Origin of the sequence: Pseudoalteromonas sp. McH1-7 (assembly GCF_013366255.1) — a bacterium.
GTDB classification, from domain to species: Bacteria; Pseudomonadota; Gammaproteobacteria; order Enterobacterales; family Alteromonadaceae; genus Pseudoalteromonas; species Pseudoalteromonas peptidolytica.
The window spans coordinates 46,286-59,618 of the sequence record NZ_JABWPQ010000022.1 but is presented as its reverse complement, the minus strand read 5'-3'; the positions used below and the strand labels follow the sequence as shown (position 1 = coordinate 59,618).

General features: G+C 42.4%; 15 protein-coding genes. 8 read left to right on the top strand and 7 right to left on the bottom strand.

Annotated features, from left to right (window positions below):
• Positions 1-5: 5 nt before the first annotated feature.
• Both hmgA and maiA read left to right on the top strand, forming a co-directional pair.
• A complete protein-coding gene (gene hmgA / locus HUZ36_RS15795; RefSeq protein ID WP_125253472.1) occupies positions 6-1,301 on the top strand; it encodes a homogentisate 1,2-dioxygenase in 1,296 nt (431 codons plus the stop codon).
• 8 nt (positions 1,302-1,309) lie between these two features.
• On the top strand, positions 1,310-1,936 hold the full coding sequence (maiA, locus tag HUZ36_RS15790; RefSeq protein ID WP_176033376.1) for a maleylacetoacetate isomerase: 627 nt from the start codon (positions 1,310-1,312) through the stop codon (positions 1,934-1,936).
• Positions 1,937-2,005: 69 nt separating this feature from the next.
• Here maiA and HUZ36_RS15785 read toward each other — a convergent pair whose 3' ends face one another.
• Positions 2,006-2,236 carry a TIGR02647 family protein gene (locus HUZ36_RS15785; RefSeq protein ID WP_125253470.1) on the bottom strand — a complete coding sequence of 77 codons (231 nt, stop codon included), beginning with the start codon at positions 2,234-2,236 and terminating at the stop codon, positions 2,006-2,008.
• Between the two features lie 60 nt (positions 2,237-2,296).
• Between HUZ36_RS15785 and HUZ36_RS15780 the strand changes: the two genes are divergently transcribed.
• Positions 2,297-2,578, top strand: coding sequence for a DUF1496 domain-containing protein (locus tag HUZ36_RS15780; protein ID WP_176033353.1), 282 nt, complete (start codon positions 2,297-2,299; stop codon positions 2,576-2,578).
• Between the two features lie 33 nt (positions 2,579-2,611).
• Complete coding sequence (locus tag HUZ36_RS15775; RefSeq protein ID WP_125253468.1) at positions 2,612-2,854, top strand: VF530 family protein; 243 nt, start codon at positions 2,612-2,614, stop codon at positions 2,852-2,854.
• A gap of 172 nt (positions 2,855-3,026) precedes the next feature.
• On the opposite strand, the gene HUZ36_RS15770 is transcribed toward HUZ36_RS15775, so the two are convergent.
• From HUZ36_RS15770 to HUZ36_RS15760, 3 genes are all read right to left on the bottom strand, one after another.
• Positions 3,027-3,737 (bottom strand): substrate-binding periplasmic protein, encoded by a 711-nt coding sequence (locus HUZ36_RS15770; protein WP_176033352.1) that lies wholly within the window; start codon positions 3,735-3,737, stop codon positions 3,027-3,029.
• 373 nt (positions 3,738-4,110) lie between these two features.
• Positions 4,111-5,223 (bottom strand): arginase family protein, encoded by a 1,113-nt coding sequence (locus tag HUZ36_RS15765; protein ID WP_176033351.1) that lies wholly within the window; start codon positions 5,221-5,223, stop codon positions 4,111-4,113.
• 297 nt (positions 5,224-5,520) lie between these two features.
• Positions 5,521-6,300: a DUF2189 domain-containing protein gene (locus HUZ36_RS15760; protein WP_125253465.1), complete on the bottom strand. Its 780-nt coding sequence runs from the start codon at positions 6,298-6,300 to the stop codon at positions 5,521-5,523.
• A 169-nt stretch (positions 6,301-6,469) separates the two neighbouring features.
• Between HUZ36_RS15760 and udp the strand changes: the two genes are divergently transcribed.
• Complete coding sequence (gene udp / locus HUZ36_RS15755; protein WP_125253464.1) at positions 6,470-7,234, top strand: uridine phosphorylase; 765 nt, start codon at positions 6,470-6,472, stop codon at positions 7,232-7,234.
• An 86-nt stretch (positions 7,235-7,320) separates the two neighbouring features.
• On the opposite strand, the gene cdd is transcribed toward udp, so the two are convergent.
• From cdd to ppc, 3 genes are all read right to left on the bottom strand, one after another.
• Complete coding sequence (cdd, locus tag HUZ36_RS15750; protein ID WP_176033350.1) at positions 7,321-8,187, bottom strand: cytidine deaminase; 867 nt, start codon at positions 8,185-8,187, stop codon at positions 7,321-7,323.
• Between the two features lie 43 nt (positions 8,188-8,230).
• Positions 8,231-8,599 (bottom strand): hypothetical protein, encoded by a 369-nt coding sequence (locus tag HUZ36_RS15745; protein WP_125253462.1) that lies wholly within the window; start codon positions 8,597-8,599, stop codon positions 8,231-8,233.
• 217 nt (positions 8,600-8,816) lie between these two features.
• The gene (gene ppc, locus HUZ36_RS15740) at positions 8,817-11,450 is read right to left on the bottom strand and encodes a phosphoenolpyruvate carboxylase (protein WP_176033349.1); all 2,634 of its coding nucleotides are present in this window, start codon (positions 11,448-11,450) and stop codon (positions 8,817-8,819) included.
• Positions 11,451-11,575: 125 nt separating this feature from the next.
• Between ppc and HUZ36_RS15735 the strand changes: the two genes are divergently transcribed.
• Genes HUZ36_RS15735 through HUZ36_RS15725 form a run of 3 tightly spaced genes read left to right on the top strand, consistent with a single transcriptional unit; the run spans position 11,576 to position 13,332 of the window.
• Entirely contained in the window at positions 11,576-11,968 is a 393-nt protein-coding gene (locus HUZ36_RS15735) for a thiol-disulfide oxidoreductase DCC family protein (protein ID WP_147391022.1), read from the top strand.
• Complete coding sequence (locus tag HUZ36_RS15730; protein WP_147391021.1) at positions 11,958-12,683, top strand: SDR family NAD(P)-dependent oxidoreductase; 726 nt, start codon at positions 11,958-11,960, stop codon at positions 12,681-12,683. The genes HUZ36_RS15735 and HUZ36_RS15730 overlap by 11 nt, the downstream gene beginning before the upstream one ends.
• A 7-nt stretch (positions 12,684-12,690) precedes the next feature.
• Complete coding sequence (locus HUZ36_RS15725; protein WP_125253458.1) at positions 12,691-13,332, top strand: flavin reductase family protein; 642 nt, start codon at positions 12,691-12,693, stop codon at positions 13,330-13,332.
• Position 13,333: the final 1 nt, after the last annotated feature.

Below are 13,333 nucleotides of genomic sequence, written 5' to 3'. Positions count from 1 at the left end.
GACAGATGAGCCAAGAACTTCAATATTTAACAGGGTTTGGTAATGAGTTTGAAAGTGAAGCATTGCCAGGCGCTTTACCTATTGGTCAATTTTCACCGCAAAAAGTAAAATACGACCTTTATGCAGAGCAATATAACACTACAGCATTTACAGCGCCTCGGGCTGATAACCGCAGAAATTGGTTTTACCGTATTCGTCCTTCCGTCTTACAAGGAGAATACGAGGCCATTGATAATGGTTTACTACGCACAGCCCCTATTACAGAGGTAGCGACTCCACCTTCTATGTTGCGTTGGGATCCTATCGATATACCACAAGAGAAAACGGATTTTATTGATGGCTTGGTCACTATGGCAGCTAACGGCAGTGCCAACGGACAAAGCGGAATAGGTATTCATGTATATGTTGCTAACGCATCGATGGAGGGACGTTACTTTTATAATGCGGATGGCGAATTGCTATTCGTCCCACAGCAAGGTGAACTCGTTTTACATACCGAGTGCGGAAAACTCGCGATTAAACCAGGTGAGATTGCCGTTATCCCTCGTGGGATTAAATTTAGAGTTGAGCTACTCAGCGATACAGTTCGCGGTTATATTTGTGAAAACTACGGCAATCCCTACATCTTGCCGGAGCGAGGTCCCGTTGGCGCAAATGGTTATACTAACGAGCGTGATTTCCAATACCCAGTGGCTGCCTTTGAAGACATAGAAGGCGATTTTGAACTGGTTGCCAAGTTCAACGGTAACTTATTTCGCTGTGACATTGGCCACTCGCCACTTGATGTGGTTGCATGGACAGGTAATAGCGCTCCATACAAATATGACTTAGCGCGATTTAATGTGATGAATACAGTAAGTTTTGATCACCCCGATCCATCAATATTCACTGTACTGACTTCGCCATCAGGCACACCAGGTGTTGCCAATGTAGACTTTGTGATCTTCCCACCGCGCTGGATGGTGGCAGAAAATACCTTCCGCCCTCCTTATTATCACCGTAATATCATGAGTGAGTTTATGGGGTTAATCGAAGGGGTCTACGACGCTAAAGAGCATGGCTTTGTACCAGGTGGTATGAGCCTGCATAACTGCATGTCTCCACATGGTCCAGAAGCGGATGTATTTGAAAAAGCGAGCAATGCAGAGCTTGCGCCGCAGCGCTATGAAAACACGCTCGCGTTTATGTTTGAGTCACGTTACATTATCTCTCCAACTAAGTATGCTCTTGAAGGCAAAGCACGTCAGCCTAATTATGCTGATTGCTGGAAAGGCATTAAAAAGTACTTTAAAGGAGCATAAAGATTATGTTGAAACTATATACTTATTTTCGTTCCTCAGCCGCCTACCGTGTGCGTATTGCTTTAAACTTAAAGGGTTTGAGCCATGAGTTAGTGCCTGTAAACTTGCTTAAATCTGAGCAAAGCGCAGAGGCATATTTAAGTAAAAATGGTCAAGGCTTACTTCCTGCTTTAGAAACAGAGCACGGCGTCCTTGCGCAATCTTTAGCAATACTGGAGTGGTTGGAAGAAACGCAAAGCGGCCAAGCTTTGTTACCACAAGATCCATGGCAAAAAGCACAAGTAAGAAATTTTTGCTATGCCATTGCTTGTGATATCCACCCTATTGATAATTTACGTGTACTTAAATACTTATCAAACGAGCTAGGCGCATCTGACGACCAGAAAAACGAATGGTATCGTCATTGGGTTATCGAGGGCTTTAAAAAGCTAGAACCTATGATTGGTGATGGTCAATTTTGCTTTGGTACAGAGCCTACACTAGCCGACGTTTGTTTAGTGCCACAAGTATTTAATGCACTGCGTTTTAAAGTGGATATGACTGCATTTCCTAAGATCGCTCGAGTATATGAGCATTGCAATACGCTAAGCGCGTTTTCTGATGCCGCGCCTGAAAATCAATTAGATGCACAGTAACTTAATTACGAGATAGATCTGTTGTATGGGGTTATATGCTGGGCATATCACCCCGTAAATCAAACCTTTTTATTTCAGCGCGCTATAAACGTGATCAAAATGGCCGATAAGGTCATGGCCCAAATCGGTTAAATACCCTCCATCGGGGCTATCAATAACCCCTTTTTCAAATAGACGCATCGCAGCGCCCTGGATCCCTTCTGGTGCATTACTGTGAATTTTAATCCCCTGATGTAAGCTATGCCTAGGAAACCTGGCAAGTAAGGTTAGCTCATCCAATAATTTTTGATCTAATGCCATTGTCATTTTTCCTTATTCTTCTATATTCTTTTTACACTCTAGTTCAAAATTTTAAATTTGATGAAGTTTTTAATAGGTTTAATAACAGCAACTTTGATCTCACCCAGTGTTTTAGCACTGAGTCCCCAAGAGTTAAGACTTTATGGCGAGTTACCCAAACGAGTATGTTGGTACCAAGGAGAGTCATATAGCGAAGGCGCACTGTTGCAGCAATTCGATATGCTCTTTGTATGTGCTCCCAAAAAACACAACGAAGACAATGGTCAGCTTATTTGGATTAAAGCAGATACATCAGGTAAACCAATAAGGCCTGAAATTATCAAGAAAATTCAGGTAAACTAACAACAATTATAGTCGTCAATATAGAAGCAATTAATGAGTACCCAAGCAAACAACCCACTACATGGGGTCAAGCTAGAAGAAATAATTATTAAACTAGAGCAACAGCTTGGCTGGAAAGCCATGTCAGCCGCCGTGGACATAAACTGTTTTAAGGATAACCCGAGCGTCAAATCCAGTTTAAAGTTTTTACGACGAACGCCTTGGGCTCGAGCAAAAGTAGAACAGCTATACCTTGACACCTTTCATGGTTTTCAATGGCCTGAGATAAAAAAATAGTCCGGCTTACCTCCCCTTCTATTTTCAAATTTAAAATCGAGCTCATCGCTCTATACTGGTGAGCTCGAACAAACAGCCTATCCAGGTTAAAAAGTCTTGTTACCAAGCCCTATTTTTGCCCATTCTTAGCATCATAATCGCTACCTGTTTTGAAGCTTTTGAGGTGTTTGAGCTAATGCACTGAATAATGAGATTGATAGGTTTCATGTATTTTATTAAGAATGTATTTGGGCACATTTTTGTTACACGCGAAATATAATGATGTACTGAAGTCATCCAAAGTATACACCGGTTCCAATAAATAAGCCGTTTGCTCTTGTGTTCTTCGAAACCTAAACTGAGCATCACTCAATACCACCAAATCAACAAAGTCTTTTCTTGTATTAAGCAACTCAAACACTTTATCAAAAGAGTTGATGATTAACAGTTGCTTTCCTTCTATAAAACCATGTTCCATTAAAAACTGGTGGCTAAAGTTATCTCTTATTACCGCCGTGCGATAACGTTTGGCATCCTCTAAAGACTCTAATTCAATTTCATTTTCGCGAAGCCCATAAAAAGAGGTCGTAAAGGCATCAATAGGAAACACCCATTCAAACTCATTTTCTCTTACGTTGTTTCGAGCAGTTGAAAAGACACAAGTATCATCTTTTCTTAAAGCGGCATTGTAAGCTGCTGGCCAAGTGAGTACGTTAATGGTGTATTTTATCCCTGCATCGTCAAGCACCGTTTTCACCTTATCGGCCGCTCGCCCTATCAATTCTCCTTTTTCATTCTGATATTGAAAATCCGGAAAATTCTCAGTCACGATATTCAAGGTAAACGCGCCAGCACAGAAACTAATTACTAGTGTGCCCATACAAAACCAAAGTATACCCTTCATGAAACTCTCCCGTAGTAACTTGAATAATATAGTCTTAACTTGGGAGTTGAGCAATTTTTAACACAAAAGGAAAGTTTTGGGAGAAGAGCAGACGTTATACCAATTTGACTTAATACTTGCTCAATTTGAAGGAGTAAATCTGACGCTAACAGCGTTAAAAATTTATTATTTAGAACATATAAATAGCAAAATTTCTGTCTTGCTTATATGGATGTAGGTACCTTAGCGATAGCAGGACGCGGTAGCGGAGTTATCGACAAGATTTTCTCGCCTCAAAATAGACCACTTAATTAAGAAAATTGGTATTAGTTTTTTAACTGGAGATATGGTGGGTAAAAACTAGATCACCCACCACTGACATAAGCAAGGTTTTTTAGCTGTTGTTAATCGCATCGATTAAAAATGCGCTTAACTTGGCACCTTCTCTTAGTGTCGTTTCTGAGCTTGATTGACCGGCTAAAGAACTGTCGGTGAACGGCGCGATTTCCATCATATCTGCACCAGTTATCTTAAACTCTTCATGCAATGCGCTTAAAATCAACATCGCTTCTTCTGGCGTCATGCCTCCAGCTTCAGGTGTCCCTGTCGCTGAAGCAAATGCTTCATCTAACGCGTCAATATCGAAACTAACATACAGCTCTTCAACACCATCAGCTTTTAACTGTGCGATAACTTCGTCAACGATTGCTTGCGCTCCTCGTTCTCTAATTTCATGCGCCCAGTGTTGTTTCACACCAAATGTCGACTCCCAATGCGATTTAGGCTTACCACTTGAGCGGATCCCAAATTGCACGAGGTGAGAAGGTGCAGGCAGAAACTCCAAAATATGTGTACACCAAGAACCGAAGCATAAATCAATACCTAAGCGCTCAACCAGTAAATCCGTATGCGCGTCAAAATGAATAATTGCTGTTTTTATACCGCGAGCACGTTTTGCTTTCAGGTACGATTTGGTAAGCGGATAGCTAATCGAATGGTCGCCACCTATACCAAAGATACCTTTATCAGGGTAATTCTCGTAAAAACCATCACAGACATCTTCTGTAATGGATAAAGGTGACACGTAATATTCGCTCTCAGGGTCTGCATAGAGCGCTTTTTGACAATTACTGATCGTACTCTCATTTAGGTACTTATCATGAAGCAGATGCGGAATAACTCTTACATCACCAAGATCAAAAGCACTTGTATGCGGCTGTTGCTCTATTAGTGTGGAACGTAAAAATAGAGGTCCCCAATTCGCTCCGCGTAAAATACCGCCACCACAATCTGAACTAATCCCCAAAATGGCTGCTTTTTTTTCACTATCAGTAAGGCTATTCATAGATGCTTTCCACAGGGTGTCAATACCTTCAGTTTGCCCATATAGCTTTTGTCTCAACGCATCCTTTCTCTCTTTTGCAGTGTTTACGGTGAAAACACCATCCCCCGGTGGACATAAACAGTGCTCCAGTTTTTTGTGGAATTGTTGTTTACTATCAGACATCGCTATCCCCTTTTTTGTGAATAATCATGCGATTCGGAAAATTCCAGCCAACTTATTCACGGTATTCGTGTAAGAGTTGCCTTCAAGATCAGCCCAAATCTCAGAAACATTGCCAGAAAACAAGTTAACTTAACAATAATCATGCACTTAGCAAATTATCATACTCGTTTTTCGTTAGCTTGAATCTGCGCATTAGATATAAGTTGGTGAACGTATAACAGCTTAAATTGGGAAGTCAACCAAAGCGCATTGATGCAAGCAATACACTCTGGTTGATTATTCATAGAGGATGTTTAGTTATTCGTAATGACGCGGTACTTTGGTTTTAATAACAGCGATATACCCATGCCAACTGGCGTATGCAAGCAGTGGCATAATCACGATAAAACCAGCAGTTCCAGTAGCAAACCCGACCATAACGAGGAATACCAAAATTCCACACCACACAACCATAGCGCCGAAATTCTCTTTCACGGCATGCATAGAGCTTATCACTGCTGTCATAATATCGACGCGACGCTCCATCATGATTTGTGGGGTAAATGCCGAAATTGCAAACACACATACCAGTAAGATCCCTCCCACAATAGAGCCCAAGGCTAAAAATGCTGAGAGTTGCTCAAATGTGGGGTTGGGTACGTTTGGATACAAAGCGTGAATTAGTGCTGCAAGGCGCATCCACACGATCATGATAACCATTAATAGCACTGCAAACCCCCACTCTCCTGCGGGGTTTCTAAACATAGACTTCAGGCTATGTATCAAAGTTGGCTTGTGACCTTTCTCCAGTTCCCATGCAACATCATACAACCCCGCGGCAAAAGCAGGGCCAATTAATGCAAAGGCAACAGCGGCAGGCAGGATCACCAAATGGGTGCCAGATTGATACACAAGCCACATGATGGTAGCTGGAATTAAGGTAAAGATCAGTCCGTATAGTAAACTTAGTAAAGGGGCATTAGCCAAATCTTTGCACGCTAGTGCAAGCCAATGAAACGGCGCCATCGCAGGTACTTTATTGCACTCAAAGCAACGCGCAAACTGGTGATTTTTATCTATAGAATGTGTAGCAGGCATAACCATTCCTCGTAGTTGCTCTCATGTTTAGGTTTAGTGGAACATTGACAATCCCGCAAGCTAGAACAAGCTATAATTTAAGAATCGCCGCGCCCAAACAGGACATCTGTCCTGTACTTGAAAGGCATTAACTATAAACATTACGCTTTACTAATCACTAAGGTTTACTATGGAAAAGGTATTTCACTTAGGTCTTACCAAAGCCGACCTAAAAGGCGCCTCACTCGCAATTGTTCCGGGTGATCCAGAACGTTCAAAGCGTATCTCTGAATATTTAGACTCTCCGGTGTGCTTAGCACAAACTCGCGAATTTCATATCTACCTTGGCTTTTTAAATGAAAGTCCAGTAGTAATTTGCTCAACAGGTATTGGTGGTCCATCAACTTCCATCGCTGTTGAAGAGCTAGCCCAACTTGGTATCACCACTTTTCTAAGAATTGGTACAACAGGCGCTATTCAGCCACACATCAATGAAGGGGATATCCTAGTTAGTACTGCCTCTGTGCGCTTAGATGGAGCTAGCCAACATTTTGCACCAATTGAATTTCCAGCGGTGTCCGACTTTGGCGCAACTTCAGCAATGGTTCAAGCATGTGAATCGCTTGGTATTACCCATCATGTCGGTATCACAGCATCAAGCGACACTTTTTATCCAGGCCAAGAGCGTTATGACACTTACTCAGGATATGTACGTAAGGCATACCAAGGCTCGTGTGCTGAGTGGCAAAAGTTAAATGTTATGAATTACGAAATGGAGTCTGCAACCTTATTCACTATGTGTGCAGCATTAGGGTTAAAAGCAGCTTGCCTTGCAGGCGTACTCGTGAACAGAACACGTCAAGAGATACCTAATGTCGACCACCATGACGTCGAGAAAAAAGCGGTTACTGCGGTACTAAAAGCGGCGGACATCCTTTTACATCAACACAAGTAAAATTACTTCTGCTTGATCTTAACTGTAATAAGTAGGTTCAAGCCGATCTTCGCTGCTAAGGCTCGAGAATGATAGAGATTGAGTAGTTACTCAATCTCTACATGCCTTAATAGATTTTGCGCGTCATAGGCACTGAGCACAGCTAAACTCACCGCGTGCTGGTTCGCTTTGCCGCGTTTTTCCACAAGTGTAATTGACTCCACATCAGCGTCCAACAACGTTCTTCCTGACATTGCCAACTGACTTAATGCGCTCTGTAGCGGCGACAAACTTGGATTATAAGCTGCATTTTCAGCGTATCGGCCAAAAAAGCGCTCTCCAGTTGCTAACGTTATTTCCACCGCACTGCGATTTTTTGTGTAAGGGCAATAAGAAGCAAGATAGTGTTGATACAACTTGTCACTTACCGTTGCAGGAAGACCCAAAACTGCTTCGCTGTGTGGATGCTGTGCAAACAGTTTTTCTTGGTTGTCTAAGTCGTCGGGACCAAATGAAGTCGGCAGCAGCGCATTGAGCGTTGTTTTGCCCGAAGGCAATAAAATATCAAGTTCTTTAGCTGTGCTTAATTCATTCATGAACTGACGACAAAAGCCACAAGGTGCAGCATTGATTGTCATTGTTGAAATTTCTGCCGCCCCATTTAGCCACGCATTGTTGATTGCAGCTTGCTCAGCATGTACCACCAAAGAGAGAGCTTGATGAGAAAACTCAAGGTTGGCGCCTAAAAACGCTTGGCCGGACTTATCGTCCCAAGCAATAGCACCAACATAAAAATGTGAAATAGGAGGCGTTGCAAATTCTGCTGCAACTTCAAGTAACACCGCTTCCAGTTCAGACTCCGACAATTGAAAGCGTGCTTTGTAGGTAGTTAAAAGGTCATAACTGAATATTCCGCGTTTAGCTATGGCATCTTGCTTCAACGCGTTTTTTAGAGATAGTTCTTGTTTTGCCATATTGTTGTCATGTTTATCTATGGCAGGATAGTTTACGCAAGAGTTAGAGTCGACTCAACCATTCTCTTGCAGATTTAAAGCATTCAAAATTCTCGGCGCTGATATTAAAGCGTTTTACTTTTTGTAAGAATAAGTCGTGCATGTAGCCTTCAAAACCCACTACTCGTGCGATATGCAGATTACCAATATGATGTACAACTTTTGGCATAATATTGACAATATCAATAGCCGCAAAACGGTGTTCCAGCTCGCTCACATCTACTAGGACTTTACTACTATTATGCTTTTTAGCGTACAAATTAGCTTTTTCATACGCGCTGACAACATCATTTGCAGTAGCAACACCTCTGACCTTCATCATAATTAAATCATGACACTCATCGAATGTGACGCTAGTAGAAATTTTGTGCATATTTCGAAAACCTATCACCGAACTATTCTTGACTAAAACAAATATAATAACTGGTTGAACCAGCCGCACATTTTATAGCTCAATGAGAATTACTGTCAACAAATATAAGATTAAAAAACTAAACAAAATGAAAAAACCAATCCATTGGGATTGGTTTTTTTAATATGATCAATACAAATGTTAATTACCGTGTAAATAAATTATCCCACATGGCACATCAACCAGTATTTCGCATTCCAGCAGCTATTCCCGTCATCGTTATCATTAAGGCGAGCTCTAGGTCATGATTTGTGTCTTCTCTCACACGTTTAAGAAGCTCCACCTGCAATAGATTCAGCGGATCAGTATAAGGGTTTCTAAGTGCTATTGACTCTTTAATCCAAGGCTGCTGCGATAGTAATGAAGACTCAGGCGCAAGCCCTCTAATAAGCTCGATTGCTTGTTGTAAATTTTCTCTTAGTTCATCACCAAGACCTTTATATTCAGCGCTGACAAGACTGGTATCGTACATTTCGCTCAACCAAAGGTCTGCTTTACAAAATACCATCTCTAGCATCTCAAGGCGTGTTCTAAAAAACGGCCACTTCGCACTCATTTGCTGCAAGGTGTCTTTGCCAAAGGCTTCAATTGCAGCCTCGAGCCCTTCCTTAGCGCCTAACCATGCAGGTAGCATCAGGCGGTTTTGGCTCCAAGCGAAAATCCACGGTATCGCTCTTAAGCTTTCAACCCCGCCTTGTGGGTTACGCTTGGATGGCCTTGAACCGAGCGGTAACTTAGATAGTTCTTGCTCTGGCGTAGCCATTCTAAAGTAAGGAACAAACTCAGGCGTTTCCCGAACTACTTGTCGATACTTATGACAAGAGGCCTCACTGATTGTGCGCATTACTTCAACCCAAGTAGGCTCGGGTTTTGGAGGAGGTAATAAGTTACTTTGAAGAATTGCACAGGTATAGATAGAGAGACTTTGCATCGCCACTTTCGGTAAACCGAATTTAAAGCGGATCATTTCACCCTGCTCGGTGACTCGTAATCCACTTTTTAACGAGCCTGGTGGTTGTGAGCGTAACGCTTGAGCAGCTGGAGCACCGCCGCGACCAATCGTACCACCCCGACCGTGGAATAAAACCAGTTCAATACCTTTTGTATCAGCCAACGTAACCAGCTGCTCCATAGCCTCATACTGTGCCCAGCCAGCAGCCATCATACCCGCATCTTTTGCTGAATCGGAGTAGCCAATCATTACATACTGTTTTGCGCCAATAGTTCCTTTATACCAGGTGTTATCAAACAAACCGGAAATGACTGTTTGTGCGTTATTTAAATCATCTAAGGTTTCAAATAATGGGGCAACAGGTAAATCAAATTGGCAACCGCTTTCTTGTAACAATAGGTACACCGCGAGTATGTCAGATGCACTTTGTGCCATTGATATAATATAAATACCCAAAGCACTGCTATCTTGCTGGGCAATAACTTCAAATGTTTCTATTACTTCTTGGACATTTGCACTCGGTTGCCAGTGACGCGGTAGTAACGGCCGTCTAGAGCTCAGCTCTGTAAGCAAAAAGGCCTGTTTATCTTCCTCTTGCCACTGCGCATAATCGCCCAACCCGAGATAACGCGTGAGCTCAGAAAATACTTCAGTGTGCCTTGCCGAGTCTTGACGTATATCCAATTTACACAAGGACACACCAAAACAGTCTATTCGTCTCAATACATCTAATAGTAATCCATCAGCAATATTACTCATGCGGCAGGCAACCAAAGACTGATAACAGGCTTCAAGTGGCTCTCTGATTTGAACCACTTCTTTTATTTTATCTTGGTACTGAGAAGGCATACCTTTGATCTTATACTCTAGCGCCGCAATAGTTTCTTCTACATCGGCCCGCAGCTGTTTGAGCACATAGCGATAAGGCTCGTGATTACCATTGGCACGTTCACTAAAAGGTGCTGACGCGTGACGCATCGACAGCTCAGCTCCAAGCGTTTGTAAGTCTCGACGGTATAAATCCAATGCCATCCAACGACCATGATCTAGTACAGACTGAGTAACATGCGAGGTAACAAATGGGTTTCCGTCTCTGTCACCTCCCATCCAAGAAGTCAGTTGAATTGGGCTAAAGTGTGCAGGTAATTGTAAATTTAATCGTGTTTTAACTTGCGTATTAAAATAGCGAACAAACTTCGGTACTGCCTCCCACAGGCTATTCTCAATAACCGCAAAACCCCACTTTGCCTCGTCCAGAGGTGTCGGTCGCTTCTCTCGAATATCACTGGTATGCCATGCCTGAGAAATTAACTGTTCAATGCGATCAAGTACTTCATCGTAAACAGGGTCTTCACCTGAAATGTTTTCCAACAGCTTTAAACACTCGCTTAGCTCCACATGTTTGTTGATTATGGTTCGTCGAGTCACTTCTGTCGGGTGCGCTGTTAACACTAAATCAATTTTAAGTTTGCTGATCACGTCAGCGACTTCATTTAAAGTCAACTCACCTGCTTCTACTTTGCTTTGTAACTCGTCGAGTGTGCGGTCTATTTCACCCATCACGCCGTCTGGCGCCCCCGATTTTGAGATGGTGTGAAATTGCTCAGCAACATTTGCAAGGTTTAGAAAGTGATTGAATGAACGGGCAACAGGCAATAAAGCCTCGTCACTTAAACTGCGTAACGTTTCGATTAATACCAGCCTATCTGACTCGTTCCCACTTCTGGAGGATTTTGCCAAATGCCTGATTTCTTCAACTTTGTCTAACGTCTCTTGCCCTTGTGCTTGTTGAATTATCTGTCCTAACATCTGGCCTAGAAGGCTTACGTTACTGCGTAGGCTTGTGTATTGCTCTGTCATACAATCTCCTTGATGAAAAGATACTCGAACTTCACTATACCGAGAATTTTTTTAATTGCGAACGATCTATTTTCAAGACAATAACGTAAAAAAATGACAAAGAATCACGTTAATACGGTTTGGGAATGATTGTATTTTATGATGGTAACTGTCCACTATGTATGAAAGAAATGGACGCGTTAAAAAGTGCAGACAAGGCAAATAAACTAGATCTAGTAAACATTCATAGCTTGCGCTTTGAGCAGGACTTCCCCGAAATTAGCAAACAAGCCGCTATGACCAAACTCCATGCTTATGACAATCAAGGCCAGCTTCTTCTCGGGCTAGATGTCACGGTAGGCGTATGGAGGACAGTAGGCAAGCATCGCTGGCTAGGGTTACTTCGCCTGCCTGGCGTAAAGTTTATCGCGGACAAATTTTATCTATTTTTTGCAGCCCATAGAATGAAAATATCGAATTTACTGATGCCAAATCAATGTGGTATTAATCAAAAAGGGAAGTGTGACAGTGACAGATAAGGCGATTGTGGTGATTGGCGCCAGTTCAGAGATTGCCAAAGCTTTTATCACCGAGCAGGCCAATCGCAACCCTGACCTAAAAGTGATTAGCATCTCAAAAAAACCTAGCGGTCATGACCAAAATATAGCGGCTCACTTTCAATGCGATTATTCACCAAGTCAAATTTCTCAAGTCGGTAAATCTATAAAAGAGCTCAACCTCACTATTGTAGGCGTTACTATCTTTAACGGAGTGCTACACAGAGAAGATGGCAAGCTACCAGAAAAAAAGCTGGAGGAAATAGACCTCGATTACAGCATGATGCTGTTTAACATAAATACAATGCTGCCTATGTTGTGGTTGCAAGCCCTGCTCCCAACCTTGAAAGGTAAACATTCATGCGTGGTAACAGCATTATCCGCCCGAGTTGGTAGCATCAGTGACAATCAACTTGGCGGTTGGTATAGCTATCGCAGCTCTAAAGCCGCCTTAAACATGATGTTTAAGTCCGCTGCCGTGGAACTTGCAAGGCGAGCAAAAAACATCAAGCTGGTACTGTTTCACCCGGGCACAACCGATACTCCGCTATCTAAACCTTTTCAAGCCAATGTACCTAGTCAAAAGCTGTTTAGTCCCACATTCGTAGCAGCACAACTCAGCGATATTATTGCGAGACAAAAAGTTGATGGCACCGTAAGTTATGTAGACTGGCAAAATAAACCGATCGATTGGTAGATAAATAATGAAACACTTTTCAAACGAAGACATTAACAAACTTGAACAGCGTTACCGTGCGTTGTTGGTAAACTCTCTCTCTGGTTTTAAAAGCGCAAACCTAATTGGTACAGTGGATAGTGCAGGACAAGAAAACCTCTCTATTGTTAGCTCTGTGTTTCACCTCGGTGCGTGTCCGCCATTAGTTGGGGTTATATTTCGCCCCCATAGTGTTTCAAGGCATACACTTGAAAACATATTAGAAACCAAGACTTATACTATTAACCAAGTAAATGCACAGATTTATACCGCAGCTCATCAAACCTCAGCACGGTATGATAAAACAGAGTCCGAATTCGAGCACACAGGGCTTACTGCTGAATATTTAAACGGTTTCTCTGCTCCCTTCGTAGGAGAAAGCCGTCTAAAGTACGCACTCGAACTACGAGATCACCAACGCATAAAACTCAATGATACCGAGTTGGTCATAGGAGAGATAACCGCTTTGCATGTCGATGAAATTGCGCTACAGCCAGACGGCTATGTTGATATAGAAGCACTAGAGAGCGTTGCAATTTCAAGCTTAGACGGTTATCACACAACCAAACGCTTAAATAGACTTGAGTATGCCAAAGCACACCAGCCGACGCGCATTAAAAAATTAGGTTAAG

What these genes read in the sequence shown, in the direction of transcription:
- hmgA (WP_125253472.1), top strand. Translation starts at nt 6, where the DNA reads ATGAGCCAAGAACTTCAATATTTAACAGGGTTTGGTAATGAGTTTGAA.
- HUZ36_RS15785 (WP_125253470.1), bottom strand. Translation starts at nt 2,236, where the DNA reads ATGGCATTAGATCAAAAATTATTGGATGAGCTAACCTTACTTGCCAGG.
- HUZ36_RS15780 (WP_176033353.1), top strand. Translation starts at nt 2,297, where the DNA reads ATGAAGTTTTTAATAGGTTTAATAACAGCAACTTTGATCTCACCCAGT.
- HUZ36_RS15775 (WP_125253468.1), top strand. Translation starts at nt 2,612, where the DNA reads ATGAGTACCCAAGCAAACAACCCACTACATGGGGTCAAGCTAGAAGAA.
- HUZ36_RS15770 (WP_176033352.1), bottom strand. Translation starts at nt 3,737, where the DNA reads ATGAAGGGTATACTTTGGTTTTGTATGGGCACACTAGTAATTAGTTTC.
- HUZ36_RS15765 (WP_176033351.1), bottom strand. Translation starts at nt 5,223, where the DNA reads ATGTCTGATAGTAAACAACAATTCCACAAAAAACTGGAGCACTGTTTA.
- HUZ36_RS15760 (WP_125253465.1), bottom strand. Translation starts at nt 6,300, where the DNA reads ATGCCTGCTACACATTCTATAGATAAAAATCACCAGTTTGCGCGTTGC.
- udp (WP_125253464.1), top strand. Translation starts at nt 6,470, where the DNA reads ATGGAAAAGGTATTTCACTTAGGTCTTACCAAAGCCGACCTAAAAGGC.
- cdd (WP_176033350.1), bottom strand. Translation starts at nt 8,187, where the DNA reads ATGGCAAAACAAGAACTATCTCTAAAAAACGCGTTGAAGCAAGATGCC.
- HUZ36_RS15745 (WP_125253462.1), bottom strand. Translation starts at nt 8,599, where the DNA reads ATGCACAAAATTTCTACTAGCGTCACATTCGATGAGTGTCATGATTTA.
- ppc (WP_176033349.1), bottom strand. Translation starts at nt 11,450, where the DNA reads ATGACAGAGCAATACACAAGCCTACGCAGTAACGTAAGCCTTCTAGGC.
- HUZ36_RS15735 (WP_147391022.1), top strand. Translation starts at nt 11,576, where the DNA reads ATGATTGTATTTTATGATGGTAACTGTCCACTATGTATGAAAGAAATG.
- HUZ36_RS15725 (WP_125253458.1), top strand. Translation starts at nt 12,691, where the DNA reads ATGAAACACTTTTCAAACGAAGACATTAACAAACTTGAACAGCGTTAC.